This window comes from Dyella subtropica (assembly GCF_026283965.1).
Classification (GTDB): domain Bacteria; phylum Pseudomonadota; class Gammaproteobacteria; order Xanthomonadales; family Rhodanobacteraceae; genus Dyella_D; species Dyella_D subtropica.
In genome coordinates, this window is record NZ_JAPDPD010000001.1 from 277726 (window position 1) to 292532 (window position 14807).

Annotated in this window: 12 protein-coding genes and 1 pseudogene; 5 read left to right on the forward strand and 8 right to left on the reverse strand. The window is 64.2% G+C overall.

Going from position 1 to position 14807, the window contains the following annotated elements; all coding sequences use genetic code 11:
* Nucleotides 1–22: 22 nt before the first annotated feature.
* The 3 genes from OUZ45_RS01160 to OUZ45_RS01170 all read left to right on the forward strand — a co-directional run bounded on the left by OUZ45_RS01160 (nt 23) and on the right by OUZ45_RS01170 (nt 3479).
* On the forward strand, nt 23–1036 hold the full coding sequence (locus OUZ45_RS01160) for an asparaginase (protein WP_266168037.1): 1014 nt from the start codon (nt 23–25) through the stop codon (nt 1034–1036).
* A 136-nt stretch (nt 1037–1172) separates the two neighbouring features.
* A complete protein-coding gene (locus OUZ45_RS01165) occupies nt 1173–2636 on the forward strand; it encodes a DUF4139 domain-containing protein (protein WP_266168038.1) in 1464 nt (487 codons plus the stop codon).
* A gap of 90 nt (nt 2637–2726) precedes the next feature.
* Nucleotides 2727–3479 carry an enoyl-CoA hydratase/isomerase family protein gene (locus OUZ45_RS01170; protein WP_266168039.1) on the forward strand — a complete coding sequence of 251 codons (753 nt, stop codon included), beginning with the start codon at nt 2727–2729 and terminating at the stop codon, nt 3477–3479.
* A 55-nt stretch (nt 3480–3534) separates the two neighbouring features.
* Here the strand turns inward: OUZ45_RS01170 and OUZ45_RS01175 are convergent, their stop codons facing one another.
* The 3 genes and pseudogenes from OUZ45_RS01175 to bamJ form a co-directional block, all read right to left on the reverse strand.
* Nucleotides 3535–4395, reverse strand: coding sequence for a sulfurtransferase (locus tag OUZ45_RS01175; protein ID WP_266168040.1), 861 nt, complete (start codon nt 4393–4395; stop codon nt 3535–3537).
* A pseudogene (locus OUZ45_RS01180) lies at nt 4392–5185 on the reverse strand (NUDIX hydrolase). Before OUZ45_RS01180 ends, OUZ45_RS01175 begins: the two are co-directional and overlap by 4 nt.
* A gap of 48 nt (nt 5186–5233) precedes the next feature.
* Nucleotides 5234–5953, reverse strand: a complete 720-nt coding sequence (gene bamJ, locus OUZ45_RS01190; protein WP_266168043.1) for a BamJ family beta-barrel-assembly machinery protein — start codon at nt 5951–5953, stop codon at nt 5234–5236.
* 159 nt (nt 5954–6112) lie between these two features.
* Between bamJ and OUZ45_RS01195 the strand changes: the two genes are divergently transcribed.
* Entirely contained in the window at nt 6113–6895 is a 783-nt protein-coding gene (locus tag OUZ45_RS01195) for an enoyl-CoA hydratase-related protein (RefSeq protein ID WP_266168044.1), read from the forward strand.
* Between the two features lie 97 nt (nt 6896–6992).
* On the opposite strand, the gene OUZ45_RS01200 is transcribed toward OUZ45_RS01195, so the two are convergent.
* The 5 genes from OUZ45_RS01200 to OUZ45_RS01220 all read right to left on the reverse strand — a co-directional run bounded on the left by OUZ45_RS01200 (nt 6993) and on the right by OUZ45_RS01220 (nt 13621).
* Nucleotides 6993–7907, reverse strand: a complete 915-nt coding sequence (locus OUZ45_RS01200; RefSeq protein WP_266168045.1) for a DUF1684 domain-containing protein — start codon at nt 7905–7907, stop codon at nt 6993–6995.
* A 69-nt stretch (nt 7908–7976) separates the two neighbouring features.
* The gene (gene mutL / locus OUZ45_RS01205; protein ID WP_266168046.1) at nt 7977–9806 is read right to left on the reverse strand and encodes a DNA mismatch repair endonuclease MutL; all 1830 of its coding nucleotides are present in this window, start codon (nt 9804–9806) and stop codon (nt 7977–7979) included.
* A gap of 86 nt (nt 9807–9892) precedes the next feature.
* Complete coding sequence (locus OUZ45_RS01210) at nt 9893–11482, reverse strand: N-acetylmuramoyl-L-alanine amidase (RefSeq protein ID WP_266168047.1); 1590 nt, start codon at nt 11480–11482, stop codon at nt 9893–9895.
* A gap of 172 nt (nt 11483–11654) precedes the next feature.
* Entirely contained in the window at nt 11655–12143 is a 489-nt protein-coding gene (tsaE, locus tag OUZ45_RS01215; RefSeq protein WP_266168048.1) for a tRNA (adenosine(37)-N6)-threonylcarbamoyltransferase complex ATPase subunit type 1 TsaE, read from the reverse strand.
* A complete protein-coding gene (locus OUZ45_RS01220) occupies nt 12140–13621 on the reverse strand; it encodes an NAD(P)H-hydrate dehydratase (RefSeq protein ID WP_266168049.1) in 1482 nt (493 codons plus the stop codon). The genes tsaE and OUZ45_RS01220 overlap by 4 nt, the downstream gene beginning before the upstream one ends.
* Nucleotides 13622–13733: 112 nt before the next feature.
* Here OUZ45_RS01220 and queG point away from each other — a divergent pair, with 112 nt between their 5' ends.
* On the forward strand, nt 13734–14807 hold the full coding sequence (gene queG / locus OUZ45_RS01225; RefSeq protein WP_266168050.1) for a tRNA epoxyqueuosine(34) reductase QueG: 1074 nt from the start codon (nt 13734–13736) through the stop codon (nt 14805–14807).

Consider the following 14807-nt stretch of genomic DNA (forward strand, 5'->3'; position numbering starts at 1 on the left):
CACGCCAGGAGATGGAAACCCCATGGTGAAGACTTCTCCGCGACCGAAAGTCGCCGTCATCGGCTGCGGCGGCACCATCGCGTCGCTGGGCACCTCCAGCCTGGACTTGATGGACTATCCCGAGCACGGGACCAAGCTCAGCGTCGAACAGATTCTGGAACGCGTGCCGGAAGCGAGCACGGTAGCGGAGCTGGTCGCCGTGCCCTTCCGCTCCGTGGGAAGCAACAACCTCACCGCGGCGGACTGGTTCGAACTTCGCGCCACGCTACGGCAGCTGTCGCGCGAACAGCCTGACCTGGCTGGCTTTGTGATCCTGCATGGCACGGCCACGTTGGAAGAAACAGCCTTCTTCCTCAACCTGACCCTCGATATGCCGCAGACCACGGTGCTGACCGGCTCGCAGCGCCCCATCAGTGCGGTGGGTTCCGATGCACCGATGAACCTGATCAGCGCGATCCGCGTCGCTGCCGATGCTTCGTCACGCGAGCGTGGCGTGCTGGTGGTCTTCAACGATGGGATTCACGCCGCGCGCGACGTGATCAAGGTCTCTACCCTGCGGCTCGACACGTTCCGCTCGATGGACTTCGGCGTACTGGGCACAGTCGATCCCGACGGCATTCACTACTACCGCAGCGCCGGCCAGCGGCATGCACCGCTCGGCGCGTTCAACACGCTGCCCGACCACACGCAGCTGCCGCGCGTGGACATCGTCTATTCCTACGTAGGCGCCGATGAAACGTTCATCGAAGCCGCCTTGGCCAAAGGTGCGAAGGGCATCGTTTCAGCCGGGCTTGCTCCGGGCCTGTCGACTCGGGCGGAAAAGCAGGCCCTGGAAACGGCCATCGGCCACGGTATCGCCGTTGTGCAATGCACTCGCGCGCCGTTGGGCCGCGTTGCGCATCGACAGTATCTGCGCGATGCAGGCTTGATCTCCGGCGAAGACTTCAGCCCACAGAAAGCCCGGATCTTGCTGGCACTCGGCCTTACGCAAACCAACCAGGTCGAGAAACTGCGAGGCTATTTCCAGACGCATTAGATCCCGATGTGGCATCCAAGCCAGCAGGCTGGAACGGCGCTCGGCCATTTCGGGGTTAGCTCTTGCCATGGCCCGGATGCCAAGCCTTCATACGAGATGCGTAAGATCGGCAGCGACCCATGAAAGGAGTTCGCCCGTGCGCCATATTTCCTTGAGTACCCTTGCCATCGCTTGCGCTGCCGCCATCGCCACCACCACGGCTGGCGCTACACCCTCCAGCGACCGCACCGAACTGACGGTGTACCGCAGCGACCATGCCTCCCTGTTCAACGCTGGCGATGGCGCCCATGTGAATGCCGGTTATGCCGTGGCACGCGAGCCGCGCCGCCTGGAACTGAAATCCGGCGTGCAGGACCTCAGCCTTGGCGGCTTGCCCGCCTATCTCGACACCGAAGCGCTCGCGCTTAGTGTGGAAGGCGATGCGGCGAAAGTGTTGTCGCAACGACTGCGATTGGGTCAGGGCCAGGATGCCGCGCTGGGCAGTCTGGTTGGGCAACCCATTGAAGTGATCGGCAACAGCGGCCAGCCGCTAGCCAGCGGTACCTTACTGCGTGCGGGCAATGGCTTGCTGGTCAGCGACGCCGCCGGCAACACCAGCCTGATTCGCGAGTACGCCGCCGTGCGCGCTCGCGGCAACTTCAATACGGGCTCCAGTCTTGAAATGCGTGTGGACGCAGGTCGCGCCGGCACGGCGAAAGCCACCTTGAGCTACCCCACGGCGGGATTGGGCTGGCGTGCGGCCTATGTTGGAACACTGTCGTCAGGGAATAGCTGCAAGCTGCAATTCGAATCGCGCGCCAGCATTGCCAATCGCAGCGGCCGGGACTGGAGCAACACGCAGTTGATGCTTGTCGCTGGCGAGCCTCAGTTTGCCAAGGCTTCCGCACCGCGCCCGATGATGGCGGGTGTTGCTTACCGCGCCAAGGCAGACAGCGCTGAGATGCCGCAGCAATCCACCCTGGCCGACTACCGCACTTACACCCTGCCCGGCGCGGTCGACCTGCCTGACGGCAGCGTCAGCCAAGTGCCGCTGTATGCCACCCGCAGCATCGATTGCGAACGCACGCTGGTGTATGAAACCGGCGGCAACTGGCTGCCGCCGCAGCCCATGATCAACCGCGATTTCAACCAAGGCGGCGGCAGCACCATCACCAGCTCGCTGCGCCTGCGTGCTTTCGACAGCCTGCCGGCCGGCTACTTGCGCGTGCTCACCGCCGATCGCAACGGCACGCCGCAGTTCATCGGCGAAGGCCGCATCGCCGATACGCCCAAAGGTAGCGACGCCAACATCACGCTGGGCACGGCGTTCGACTTACGTGCCACGCGCGAGCGCACCGAGTTCAAACTGGACAAGGCTGGCCGATCGATGGACGAAGCCTTCCGCATCACCCTGACCAATGCTGGCGATACCGCCCGCACGGTGACCGTGCGCGAACATCCCAATCGCTGGCGCGAATGGACACTGCTCTCCTCTTCCAGCAAGCCGAGCGAGCAGAAGCCCGACCTACTCGAGTTCCGCATCGACGTGCCGGCAGACGGCAAGGCCACTTTGGACTATGCGGTGCGCTATCGCTGGGGCGAGGCGGAGCAACCGCAATAAGCGGGTGAGAAATGAGTAGCAGGGCGCTGCGCATGCCCGCGAGTTTGGTACGCTCGCGGGCATTCTTTGACCCTCCTACAGGCCGCCGCCATGCTCAACCTCGTCACCCACGATGCGATCACCGAGATCAACCTGGCGCGGCCGCCAGTCAATGCGCTGAATCTGGAACTGCTGCAAGCCATCCAGGGTGCCATCAGCCAAGCGGTGAAAGACGGTGCGCGCGGCATTGTGCTTTCTGGTGCGCCAGGGATGTTCTCCGCGGGTGTGGACGTTCCTGCGCTGATGGGGCAGGACCGCAACGGCGTGCGCGTGTATTGGCGCGAATTCTTCGGCACATGTTCTGCCATTGCGATGTCACCCGTGCCGGTGGTCGCCGCGATCACCGGGCACAGCCCGGCGGGTGGCGCGGTGCTGTCGCTGTTCTGTGATTACCGCGTGATGGCGGAGGGTCCGTTCCGCATCGGTCTCAATGAGGTGCAGGTGGGCCTGATCGTACCAGACTGCATCCAGCTTGCATTGCGCCGTGTCGTGGGCACCTATCGCGCCGAACGCCTATTGATAGCCGGAGCGATGATCGAGTCGCAGCAAGCCCTGGCCTACGGTTTTGTGGATGAGCTGACGGCGGTCGACCAAGTCACCACGCGCGCCTTGCACTGGCTCCATGAGCTGATCGCCCTGCCACCACGCGCAATGCAGACCACCCGCAGCCTCGCCCGCGCCGATCTCACCACCGTCTGGGCCGATCCGGACGCCTTGCCACTCGATCAGTTCGTCGACGCGTTCTTCACCGAGGAAACACAAACCGTGCTGCAACAGCTGGTGGCACGACTCAAGAAGAAGTAAGTCAGGGCAAGCGCCATAGGAGCGCACAGGGTGCGCTCCTATGGCGCTCCCGATCTCAGACCTTCTCGACTGGCCGCGCCGGATCGCTGACCCAGCCGCTCCATGACGGCGCGTACAAACGCGAGCCGCTCAATCCTGCGTATTCCATCGCCAGCAAGTTGTGGCAGGCCGTTACGCCGGAGCCGCACATGTGCACCACCTGCGGTGGCGTGAACGCACCGAGCACGGCGATAAATTCACGGCGCAGTTCATCGGCGGGCTTAAAACGCCCTTGCGCATCCAGGTTGTCGGAGTACGGGCGGTTCGCCGCACCTGGAACATGGCCGCCGACCCGATCGATCGGCTCGACCTCGCCGCGATAGCGCGGTGCGGCACGCGCATCGATCAACAGCTGCCCCGGTTGCTCGAACACTGTCTGGTGATCGGTGATGAATTGCGCAGGGTCGTACCGCAGGGACACGGATGTCGCCGGTCGCTGCACCTCGCCCGCTTCCAGCGGCAAGCCCGCGACCTGCCATGCCTGGATGCCGCCATCGAGCACCGCGGCCTCCCGTACCCCTACCAATCGCAGCAGCCACCATAAACGCGCGGCAGCGAGCGCGCCGCCGGCAGCGTCGTAACACACGACCTGCAGGCCGGGCCGCCAGCCCAAGCGGGACAACACAGCTGAGAACGCCTGCTCCAGCGGCAACGGGTGACGGCCGAGGCCCTCCGCCTGGCGCGACAGATCCGACAAATCGCGATCCAGATGCGCATAGACCGCGCCTGGAATATGTCCCGCACGGTAATCCTGTTCGCCCTTGCCCGTGTCCCCTCCAGCAACCGCCAGCTCGAAACGGCAGTCGACGATCAACACCTCCTGCGCAGGCAAGGCCGCCAGGGCCGTCGCGCTAATCAAGGTCGTATGCAAGCTCATGTCCGCCCCATTCTCTGTAGCAGGTTGAACAACATGGCGGCCGTAGCGCCCCAGATGCGATGGCCGCCGTGCACGAATTCCACCATCTCGCGGCGATGGCCGCGGAATTCCATCGTGTAGCGGCGCATATTGGCGGGATCGAGGAAGAAGCCCAGCGGCACCTCGAACACTTCGGCCACTTCCGCCGGAGCCGGATACAGCTGGGCGCCTGACGCGATGCGCGCTACCACCGGCGTAATGCAGTAACCGCTGATGGTTTCGAAACAATCGAGGAAACCCACCGGTGTCACCAGCGCGCGATCGAGTCCTATCTCTTCCTCGCTTTCGCGCAGCGCAGTAGCGATCGCATCCGCGTCTTCAGGGTCGGTGCGCCCGCCGGGGAAGGCCACCTGGCCGGCATGTGCTTGCAGGTTGTCCGTGCGCACGGTGAGTACCAGCCGCGGCTGAACGCCTTCACGCCAACCCAATAGCACGGCGGCGGGACGGCGCGGCGTGTTGCCTATCAGCTCGGCCATCTCGGTGTGGTTCCAGCCCGGCCCTTCCGGTGGCGCCGATAAGGGGCGTACGGCTGATAGCAGTGCGGACAGCGGATCGTTCATCACGACACCTTGCGCGCCGGCAGGACCTCTCGCATGTAGCGCAAACGCTCAGCGTCGTTCATGCCACGCCAACGGGCGATCTCATCGCCAGTGCGCAAGCAACCGATGCAATAGCCGCGCCCGTCCAGCCGGCAGATGCCGATGCAGGGACTCAAGGGTGCGACGGGGACGGGGGCGGAATCGTTCGTCATCAACCCGACATGCTAGCCCAACCGATGCGGCTGGGCAGCAGTACTAGGTCACTGCTTGATCTCAAGCAACTCGATCTCGAACACCAGCGCCTCGTTGGGGCCGATGCGCGGCAGGTCGCCGCGTTCGCCATAAGCCAGTGCCGGTGGAATCACCACGCGCCACCGGTCGCCGGTATGCATGCGCTGGATCACGTCCTGCCAACCGGGAATGACCTTGTTGTTGACGATGAAGCTGACCGGCGAGCCGTGCGCCCACGAGCTGTCGAACTCGGTGCCATCGATCAGCATGGCGCGGAAGTTCACCGTCACCGTGCTGTTGACGCTGGGTTGGTCCTTGCCGTCACCCTGCTTGAGCACTTGGTACTGGATGCCGGAGGGCAGCTGCACCACGCCCGGCTTCTGTCGATTGCGGGACATATAGTCCGCACTCTTGGATGCGTTGGCGGACGCCACGCGCTGGAACTCGTCTACCGCCTTGTCGTGCATATGCTTGTCGAGCCGGCGCAGCTGCTCATGCATGTCCTGCATGGGCACGGCCGGGCGACGCTTGGTGTAGGCGTCCTGGATCGCGCGCTGTATGGTGGCAAGGTCCACGTCAGGATCGCCGTTGGCGAACTGGCTACCTATCTGGTAGCCGATCGCGTAGGACAGCTTGCTCTTGTCCAGCTTGTTTGCCTGCGCATCGGACGTCGTGTCGCGACTCTGCGCATGTGCAGCCGCCGTACCAAGCAGCATCATGCCCAGGGCCAACCAACGCAGTCGTGTCATGCCTTTCCTCCATCGCGGTGCGCGAGCCGGGACATCCTAAGGGGTTTGCCGGGATCGTGCATTGATGCCGACCGCACCGGCGTACCGTGGCTGAGATCGCCGGGAGCCACAAAGGTTCCCGCTGGTACCATGCACCCTTTGATTCCGCTGGAACCTGTCATGGCTTATCGCAACTTGGACATCGGCAACCGCGGCGCGGTGCGCACCATCACGGTGAACCGCCCGGACAAGCTCAACGCATTGAATCGCGACACCCTCAACGAACTCACCCTGGCCTTCGCCCAGGCCGCGCAGGACGACGCCGTGCGCGTGGTCGTACTGGCCGGCGCGGGGGAGAAGGCCTTCGTGGCCGGTGCCGATATCAGCGAAATGAATGGCTACACACCGGTGCAGGCCCAGGGCTTTTCTCGCGCCGGTCAACGCCTGATGAGTTCGATCGAGCGCCTGGGCAAGCCGGTGATCGCACGCATCCAGGGCTTCGCCCTTGGCGGCGGCATGGAGCTGGCAATGGCCTGCCATCTGCGGGTGGCCAGCGAGAAAGCCAAATTCGGCCAGCCGGAAATCAACCTCGGCCTGATTCCAGGCTTTGGCGGCACCCAGCGCCTGCTGCGCCTGGCCGGCCGCAGTGCCGCACTTGAGCTGTGCCTTACCGGCGCGACGATCAGCGCCCAACGGGCCTATGAGCTGGGTGTAGTCACTCGCGTGACCGCCCCCGAAGCGCTAGACGACACCGTCAATGCGCTGGCCGATCAACTGGCCGCCGCCGCACCGCTGGCCGCTGCAGGCATCCTCGATGCTGTGTTGCAAGGCGGCGAGACCACCATCGACCAGGGCCTGGAGTTCGAAACCCAGGCCTTCGCCCTCGCCTTCTCCACTGAGGACATGCGCGAAGGCACCACGGCGTTTCTGGAGAAGCGCAAGGCGGAGTTCAAAGGGCGCTGAAGGTAGCGCGAGAAAACAGTAGTGAGGAGTGAGAAAAGAGAGAAAGCGCGGCCGCGCCCCTCTCGCCTCTCACTCCTCACCTCTCTCCACTGTTCTGTCAGTGCTCGCCGCGATACTTCTTTTCGCCCGCGGTGATGGCCACATCCAGCCGGTTTTCCGGCGGCGCAAGTGGGCAGGTGGCAAACCCGGTAAAGGCACAAGGCGGGTTATAGGCCTTGTTGAAGTCGAGCACGACCTTGCCGTCCTTGGGCAACGCCGCATACAGGAAACGCGCGGCGCCATAGGTTTCCTTGCCCGAGGTGCGATCGGCCAACACGAAGAACAGCTCGCCGCCCGGCTCTTCCTGATACGGCAGCAACTCGAACGTATGGCCGTTGCGCTTGAACACGGCTTTGCCCGGCACGTCGACCTTGTCGATAGTGCCGATCACCGAGCCGATCTCCAGTTTGTGCGGCGGATCGAACGGCACCCAGTCGGCCACGATGCGCCACGACGGATCGACCGCGAAATAGTCGATGCCGAGGAAGTGCGCACGCGTTTCCGCGGCGCTGTCCTTCACGCGCAGGCCTTTGCGACCGTCACGGTCGATCACGTAGAAGTTGGCGGTACCGAAGGCGACCGTGGTCGGCGTGGATTCGCCGGCATGTTGATCATCGACCAGTACAGCCTCGCTCACGGATTTGCCGTCGATGGTTGCGCCACTGTCGGCGGCCAACGCGATATGCATCGCGCCATCCTTGTCCAGATGGACCACGCCCAAGTGGGCTGGACCGGCTTTGAGCACGATGTCGTTATCGGCGGCACTACCCACGCGATTGTCGCCTTCGTGCAGCCATTCCAACCCAATCAGGCTCAGCCAACCCGTTGGCGAAGTGAGATTGGCGGTGCGCTTGTCGCGCCACTGCTGAATTTCGTGCGGATAGTCGCCAGGCGTGGCGGCGTGGACGGTTTCGGCTTGCACAGTGATAACTCCAAGACTCAAGGCAACAACAAGAGCGGCGCGATGCAACATGGCATGGACCCGTCGGAGACTGAAGTCGAGTATGGCCGTCTATTTGTCGCTATCGCAAGGGCAGGTCACTTAGCGCCCGCGCAGGAACAATTTGTCCAGCTCACCCAGACTCAGCTGGGTCCAGGTCGGACGACCGTGATTGCACTGACCGGAGCGCTCCGTGGCTTCCATCTCGCGCAGCAAGGCATTCATCTCAGGCACGGTGAGGCGTCTGCCGGCACGCACCGAACCATGGCAAGCCATGGTCGACAGCAGCTCGTTCTCCAGCTCCTGCAGGCGGCGTGAGCTGCCGTGCAGCGCCAGTTCGGCCAGTACGTCGCGGCATAGCTGGCCCACATCCGCGCCTTCCAGCAAAGCGGGAATCCGGCGTACCACCACGCCTGAGGGGCCACTACGCGACAACTCCAGCCCCCATTCGGCCAGCGCATCGGCATGCTCTTCCGCCGCGGCGGCTTCCTTCGCGCTCACCGCCACGTTCAAGGGCACCAGCATCATCTGCGAACGGAGGTTGCTGCAGGCGCGGCCAGCCTTGAGCTTTTCGTAAGTGATGCGCTCGTGGGCTGCGTGCATATCCACCAGCACCAGGCCATGCGCATTCTCGGCCAGGATGTAGATGCTCTTGAGCTGGGCGATGGCGAACCCCAGCGGCGGCGCTTCGTCGTCCTGCGCCGGAGGCATGGCCGAGTTGGCGGCGTAGATCGGCTCCGATACCTGGCGTGGCTCGCCACCAAGCAGTGCCGCGTAATCAGCGAGCGGCTCGTCACGCACGCCCAGGCTGAGACGACTTTGACTGAACTTTCCCGACCATGCAGGCGTCGAGGTCGGCGCCGTGCCAGCGTAGGTCAGCATGGATGGCGCGGGCGCTACGGCCTCATGCGTCGGCAAACCCACTTGCCCTGCCCGCGTCTGCGCCAAGGCCTCGTGCAGTGTGCGGAACAGGAAGTCATGTACTAACCGCTGCTCGCGAAAACGTACCTCGTGCTTGGCCGGATGCACGTTCACGTCGACACCGGCGGGGTCCAGCTCGAGATAGAGCACGAAGACCGCATGTCGACCGTGAAACAGCACATCGGCATAAGCCTGGCGAACGGCATGCGCCACGATACGATCGCGTACCAGACGGCCGTTGACGTAGAAATACTGCGAATCCGCCTGCGAACGGGAGGCCGTGGGCAAGCCAACCCATCCCGATAGATGCAGGCCCGCCACGGCGTGATCGATACGCAGGCTTTGCGTCGGAAAATCGTCGCCCAGCACTTCCGCTACGCGCTGCAATGCCGCGGCTTCGTCCCTTGCCGCTTTGAGCATGCGCACCGGCTTGCCGTTGTGGCTGAGGCGAAACTCCACCGAGCGGCGCGCCAGCGCCAGCGACTTCAACAGATCATCGATATGAGCGAACTCGGTGCGTTCGGCGCGGAGAAATTTGCGCCGCGCCGGCACGTTATAAAACAGATCGCGCACTTCGACGCTGGTGCCTTGCGGATGTTGCGCCGGACGCGCGGCCTGCATCTTGCCGCCATCCACTTCGATGCGGAATGCGGTGTCTTGCTCACGGGCGCGCGACGTGAGCGCGAAGCGCGCCACCGACGACACCGAGGCCAGCGCCTCGCCACGAAACCCCATGCTGGCGACATGCTCCAGATCGTCGAAGCTGCCGATCTTGCTGGTGGCATGCGAAGCCACCGCCAGCTCCAATTCGTCCTGCGCGATACCACCGCCATCGTCGCGTACGCGGATCAATCGCGAGCCACCCTGCTCGATATCCACTTCGATGCGGGTGGCGCCGGCATCCAGGCTGTTCTCAACCAGCTCCTTGACCACGGAAGAAGGTCGTTCAATCACCTCACCGGCGGCAATCTGGTTGATGAGTTCGGGGGAAAGCGGACGAATGGTGGGCATCGCGCAAGCTTAAAGCCTGTCACCGGGCGGCGAAAGCAGAAGCGCCGCCCTCACGGCGGCGCTCGCAGAACCCAAAGAGACGACGATTAACTCGCCGGGATAGTCAGCACCATGCCGGCGTGGACCGCATCGGCATTGATCCGATTGGCCGTCTTGAGTGCATCCACGCTCACGCCGTATTGGCGGGCGATGCTGCGCAGGCTCTCACCACGGGTCACCCGGTGCAGATCGCGCACATCGGCGTCGGCGCGAGCCGAGCTGTCCGTCGATGCCTTGGGCGATGAAGTCATTGCCTGCGCTACCGCCTTGCTCGCCGCAGCCGAGGTCGTGTCGCTGTCATCGTCGTTCTTTGTCGACGCCACCATGGTGCCGTTGCGGCGCGCCGCCTGGGCAGCGAACCAGGTACCCGGCGGCGGCGTGGATTCGAAGTAATTGCGCACACCGCCCATCACCGCCTCGGCGAGGCGCGCCTGATGTGTCGGATCCTTCAGCTTGCTCTCCTCGGTCGGATTGCTGATGAAGGCGGTCTCGACCAGGATCGAAGGTACGTCCGGCGAGCGCAGCACCACGAAGTTGGCGCGCTCGACATAGCCGCGATGCGTGGGACCGAGGTTACCCAACGCCTTGAGCACGTTGCCAGCAACCGATTCGCTGGCCTGCATGGCGTAGCCCTGCTGCAGGTCGAGCAGCACGGCGGCAAGGCTGTCGTCTTTGTCGTCCAGCGAGACGCCACCGATCAGGTCGGCGCGGTTTTCGCGATCGGCCAACCAGCGTGCTGCCTCGCTGGACTTGCCGCGCGGTGACAGCACCCATACCGAGGAACCCTTGGCGTCGCCATTGACGAAGGCGTCGGCATGGATCGAAACGAACAGGTCCGCATTGTTCTGGCGCGCAATCTGGTAGCGCTGCTTCAGCGGAATGAAGAAATCGGCGCTGCGCGTCAGCACGGCCTTCATGCCGGGCTGCTTGTTGATCTGGTCGGCCAGCTCGCGCGCCACGGCCAGCGTGACGTTCTTTTCCAGCGTGCCGCCCGGGCCGTGCGCACCCGGATCGTCGCCACCATGGCCGGCATCGACCGCCACGACGACCTTGCGCTCGCCATTGAGCAGCGCCGCTGCCTGGCGGGTGGACGCCATGCCGCTCTGGGTGCTCTTGATGCTGTTCTTGGTTGGCGTAGGCGAGGTCTTGCTCGCTACCGGGGCAGCTACCGTGGGGGCGGAGGCTGCAACAAGGGCTGATGAGTCACCCGTATCGCGACTGGCGACAGCGGACGAGCCACCACCACCCGGGTACACATCCACCACCAGGCGGTAGCCGTAATCAGCCGCGGGCTTGAGCAAGAAGCTCTTGTAGTGGCTGGAAGCATCGACCTTGGCCACCAGCTGCAACCGGTCATCCTGCTGGCTGCTCTCCAGGCCTTTGTAGAGCCCCTGCGCGCCCGGAGCGGCAAAGCCACCGGCCAAGGCGCTGCGGTCGATGTCGATCATCACCTGGGAGCCATCCTGGCGGACCTTGTAGTCCAGCGGTCCGGAAACATCGAGCACCAGGCGGGTGTATTCCGGGCCGGCCCAGACACGTGCCGACTTCACATCGGCGGCGTTTACCGCGCACAAAGGAGCCATGGCCAGCACGGCCAGGCAGGAAAGCTGACGGAATCGAATCGGATGTCCCCTCATGGGCGGGCATTGAAGCGCAGCACTTTTCTGAATGCAAGTGCTTTTCCCTTGAATATCCATAACCTGCAGCTTCTTTGTCAGGCTGGATCCAGCTATCGGTCGCAAGCCACGCAATCGGAAGGCTTCTGCGATGAGGCTCGGCGGAAGTAAAAATCTCATGATGGACCGACACTTAGGTCCTGGAAGCGCCCTGAAGCGTGCTTTCCGGCAGGCGCGACAAGGCGCGCACCCCGCGAGGCGAGCGAGCGGTGATCGATGCCCGGCGGCCCAACCCGGCGTAAGCCAGGTCGACCACGAGATCGGCCGCCGGCAGCGCTCCCGCCCCCCGCTCCGGCCACTCCACCATCACCAGCGCTTGTGGATCGGACAACGCATCCAGTCCAAGCCATTCCAGCTCACCGGGATCGGCAATGCGATAGAGGTCCAGGTGCCAGGCCGCGCGGCCACCCACCTGGTACGACTCCACCAGACTGTAGGTCGGGCTCTTGATGCGTTCGCCTACGCCCAGCGCACGTAGCAGCGCGCGAGCGAAACTGGTCTTGCCTGCGCCGAGATCGCCGTGCAGGTAGATCACCAGCCCTTCGTCAAGGACAGTCGCCAGCTGCGCCGCCAGGACATCCGTGGCGGCTTCGTCGGCGAGCTCCCAATCGCGTTGGCTCATGCGTCCAGTCCGTTGAGCAATCGACGCAAGGGCATCAACAGATCGCTCGCCATCAGCCCTCGCTCACCCAGCGCGGCAGCCGCATCACCGGCTCGGGCATGCAAGCCCACGCCAAGACAAGCAGCCTGCCAAGGTGAGCAACCCTGGGCCAGCAACGCCGCAACGATACCTGTCAGCACATCACCCATGCCACCTGTCGCCATACCGGGATTGCCCCATGGACAGACGGCTAGACGCCCATCGGGATCGGCGATGAGGCTGCCTGCCCCCTTCAGTACGACGATAGCGCCATACCGACCAGCCAGGGCTCGTGCGGCGGCGAAGCGATCCGCCTCCACTTCGGACGCCGTAGAGTGAAGCAAGCGCGCCGCCTCGCCAGGATGTGGCGTGAGAATGGCGGCCTGCGTGAAGCGCTGTGGCTCCCTCGCCAATAAATTCAACCCATCGGCATCCAGCACCAATGGCTTGCCAGCCTCCAGTGCGGTCAGCCACAGCGCGTGCCCCCAGGCGGCCTGCCCCAATCCTGGTCCCAACGCGAGAACGTCAGCGCGGTCGAGCAGAGACCCAAGCGCTTGCGGGCCGTCCACGGCATGCGCCATCAATTCGGGGCGCGCACTGTTCAGCGCGATAAGGTTCGATTCGCGTGTCGCCACGCTGACCAGGCCCGCGCCCGCGCGCAATGCGGCCTCGCCGCATAACCGGATGGCGCCAGCAGTACCGACATCGCCGCCTATCGCCAGCACATGGCCGTTGTCGCCCTTATGCGCATGTCGCGCTCGCGGCGGCATGGCCTGCGCTTCAAGTAACGTCGCATCGGGTTGGGTGTCCTGCCATAGCGCTTGAGGTAAGGTCAGCGTATCCAGCTCCATCTCGCCCACCTGCTCTGCCGCCCGGCCGGTATGCAGACCGCGCTTGTGGGCAATGAAAGTGATGGTGGCATGGGCCCTTATCGCGACGCCTGGGCACTGACCCGTGTCGGCATTCAAACCGGAAGGTACGTCCAGGGCCAGTATCGGTTCACCGCTGGCATTCAGTCGCTCGATCAGACTGGCTGGGACGCTTTCCGGCGCGCGCGTCAAACCGGTGCCGTACAAGGCATCCACATGCACGTCGGCCACAGGAATGGCGGTCTGCCCATCCCAGCGATGCACATGCCCACCGGCGCGCTCGAAACGCTCTTTTGCGCTGGCGGCATCCCCACGCGCATCGCCGCTCAACGCGAACAGAGTGACCTGCCATCCCGATTGCAAAGCCAGCGCCGCCAACAGGAAGCCATCGCCACCGTTGTTGCCCGGGCCGCAATACACCCCGATACGCCGCGCCTTCGGCCAGCAGCGCTGTAGATAAGCGAATGCCGCGACAGCCGCGCGCTGCATCAGCTCGAAACCGGGAATACCGAGCACGTCGATAGCGCGCCGGTCCAGCGCACGCACCTGGTCGACGGTATAGAGATCGTGGCAGTGCGGGCGCGAAGTCATCGGCCGATTATAAGAGCCTGTTCACGATCTCCGCGTGGCCCACGCGGAGATCGTGAACAGGCTCTAAGAGACATCCACGGGCCGCCATCCCCGCAGCGCCTACAATAGGCGCATGTCCACGCTTGCCCCACCGTCCCGCGATTACACCGCGCTCGCCAGCGACATCAAGCGCTGGGCGCGCGAGCTGGGCTTTGCCGACGCGGGCATCGCCGGCACTGAGTTGGGCGAGGACGAGCTGCATCTCCAGCGCTGGCTGGACGAAGGCCATCATGGCGACATGGAGTACATGGCCCGTCACGGCACCAAACGCAGCCGCCCAGCCGAATTGGAGCCCGGCACGCTGCGCGTGATCTCGGTACGCATGGATTACATCCCGCCCGGCACGCGCAATGCGTGGGAGGTGCTGGACGATCCGGACGCGGGCTACGTGGCGCGCTACGCGCTCGGCCGCGACTATCACAAGCTCATGCGCAACCGCCTGCAGAAACTGGCCGAACGCATCCACGACACTGTCGGCGACTTCGGTTATCGCGCCTATGTCGATTCCGCACCGGTGCTGGAGAAAGCGCTGGGGCGCAATGCCGGCCTCGGCTGGATCGGCAAGCACACGGTGCTGATCAACCGCCGTGCTGGCTCCTACTTCTTCCTCGGCGAGCTTTACACCGACCTGCCGCTACCGGTGGACGAACCGGCCAGTGCGCACTGTGGCAGTTGTCGGCGCTGCATCGACATCTGCCCAACCCAGGCCATCATCGCGCCCTATCGGCTCGATGCGCGGCGCTGCATTTCCTATCTCACGATCGAGTTGAAGGGCAGCATTCCCGAAGAGCTGCGCGCGCCGATGGGCAACCGCATCTTCGGCTGCGATGACTGCCAGCTGATCTGCCCCTGGAACAAGTTCGCACAGGAGGCCGCAGAGCCGGACTTTGCACCGCGCCACAGCCTGGACGGTGCCAAACTGGTGGAACTGTTCGACTGGAGCGAGGAGGAATTCCTCAAGCGCACCGAAGGCATGGCGATCCGCCGTACCGGTTACGAAGGCTGGCTGCGCAACATCGCCGTGGCGCTGGGCAACGCGCCCCATTCAATGGAAGTAGTCACCGCATTGCAGGCACGCGCCGAGCATCCATCGGCCATCGTGCGCGAACACGTGGCCTGGGCCCTCAAGCAGCACGCTGCCTTGTAG